This is a genomic window from Streptomyces rimosus subsp. rimosus, assembly GCF_000720725.1.
Classification (GTDB): Bacteria; Actinomycetota; Actinomycetes; order Streptomycetales; family Streptomycetaceae; genus Streptomyces; species Streptomyces rimosus_A.
The window spans coordinates 1-2,375 of record NZ_JOCQ01000214.1 but is presented as its reverse complement, the minus strand read 5'-3'; the positions used below and the strand labels follow the sequence as shown (position 1 = coordinate 2,375).

General features: G+C 74.6%; 1 pseudogene. It reads left to right on the top strand.

The features are described 5' to 3' along the window. Nucleotides 1-2,375, top strand: a pseudogene (locus IH45_RS1000000149165) (hypothetical protein); the annotation flags it as partial.

Genomic DNA, 2,375 nt, shown 5'->3' with positions numbered 1-2,375 from the left:
CCTGCGCGACGGCGCCGGCCACCGCGCCGGCCACCGCGCCCGCCACGGCCTGGACTCCGCCGCCGGACACGGCGACCACGGCGGAGGCGGAACGGGCGGAGGCGGAACGGGCGGCGACGGGGGCGGCTCGGGGGACGGCGGCGGCCGGTCCGGAGATGGCGGCGGTTCCGGCGACGGCGGCGGCCGCTCCGGCAGCGGGGACGGCGGCAGCGGTACGGGGGCCGGGAGCGGATCGGGCTCCGGGAGCGGATCGGGCGGCAGCTCCGGCACGGGCACGAGTGGCGGCTCGGGGTCGGGCGGCGGCAGTGGCGCGCATTCCGGCGGCGGGTCCGACGCGGGCGGCACCGGCAGCGGCGGGAGCGGCGCCGGCTCTGGCACCGGTTCCGGGTCGCATGCGGGTACGGGCGCGGGCGCCGGCGGCGGCTCCTCCCACACCCCCCGCGCAGGTGAAACCGGCGCGGGTACGGGTACGGATACGGACGCGAGTACGGGTACGGGCTCCGGCCACGCGGCCTCCCCCAGCCCCGACAGCTCCACCCCGAATCCGGACGGCCACCGCGACACCCCCCGCGCCCAGCCCCTGCCGCCCCCGGACCAGCGCTCCCCCTTCGACGCCGGCTTCCAGGGCGGCAACGACCACAACCCGTACAGCGGCACCGACACCGGATCCCACACCAGCGACACCGGGCCGCACGGTACCGACGCCGGGCCACACGGCACGGAAGCCGGAACCTCCGGCTCCCACACCACTCCGGCCGCCGACCACAACACACCGTCGGACAACATCAGCACCCAACCGGCACCGGACACCACCCCCGACTCGGCCCGCCCGAACCCGGACAACAACCCGAACAACATCACCACCCAGCCGGCCCCCGACCACACCCCGGACGCGGTCCGCCCCAACCCGGACAACAACCCGAACAACATCACCACCCAGCCGGCCCCCGACCACACCCCGGATCACGCGCGCCCCACTCCCGAGTCCGCCAGCACTCACCCGACGCCCGGGCCCAGCCCTAGCCCCAGCTCCGAGCCGATCAGTGCTCAGCCGGCGCCCGACACCACTCCGGACTCGGTCCGCCCCACGCCGGACAACATCACCAGCCAGCCCGCCCCTGGCCCGTCGCCCGACGCCTCCGCTGCGCCTCAGCAGCACTCGCCGTCCGTGGACCCCATCGCAGGCAACCCGCCCAGCAATACCGGCGACGGCTCCCACAACAACGGCAGCTCCGACAGTTCCAGCAACGGCAGCGGTGGCGGACGTCCGTCCGTTCCGCACGTGGGCGTGCCCTCACAGGGGGCACCCGTCCAGCATTCGCCGTCCTCGGGCCAGCCGATCCAGCAGCGCAACCCGGCCCCGGGCGACCCCATGCCGACGGTGGACGAGAGCGACACCTCCGTATCCACCCAGTCGGCCGCCACCATGACTGCGCCCCCGCCCACCCAGCACAGCGCGGACCCCAGCGCCGGCACACCCACGCCTGCGCAGCAGCCGCAACAGAACACGCCCCAGTCCGCAGGCCCGGCCATGGGCGCCCCGGCCATGCCCCCGCACAGCGCCACCACCGGCCCGGCCACCACACCTCCACGCGGTAACAGCCCCACCAACCCCAGCCGCCCCACCAACACCACCCCCTCCTCCGGCACTAACCGTCGTCCCGACGGCTCCCAGGCCATCCGCGACACCAGCCAGCAGCGCGACCCCGAGCGCCCGGCCTACAACCCGCGCCTGGACGGCCCCCGCCGCGACACACCGACCACGCCGCCCGCCGACGTCCGTCGCCCGGACGGCTCGCAGGCGGTCCAGGACCACACACAGCAGCCCCGCCCGGAGCGCCCGCCGCACAACCCTCGTCTTGACGGCCCCGCCCGCCCCAACGACGCCAACACCCCCACACAGCCGCCGTCACACCCGAACCCCCAGTCCCCCAGCTCCCCACCCTCCAATTCCCCGCACCCCCACCAGCCCGCCCCTCAGCAGCAGCACCCTCACCAACAGCAAGCTCCACAGCAGCAAGCTCCCCACCAGCAGCAGCTCCCCCAGCAACCCCCGCAGCAGCCGCACCCATACCAGCAGCAGAATCCATACGCCCAGCAGCCCACTCCTCAGACCCAGCCGAACCCGTACCAGCAGCCGCACCCCCAGCAGCCACACCAGCCCACTCCCCACCACCAGCCTCAACCGCAGTCTCAGCACCAGCAAACCAACCCCAACCCAACCCAACCGACCTTCCAGAACCACTCCACCACCCCCACACCGCAGCACTCACCCCAAACCGCGCAACCCCACCCACAGCAGCAACCGCACCCTCAGCAGCAGCCAACCCACCAGGCCCCCCAGCACCAGCCACAGCCCCACCCCTTCCCCCACC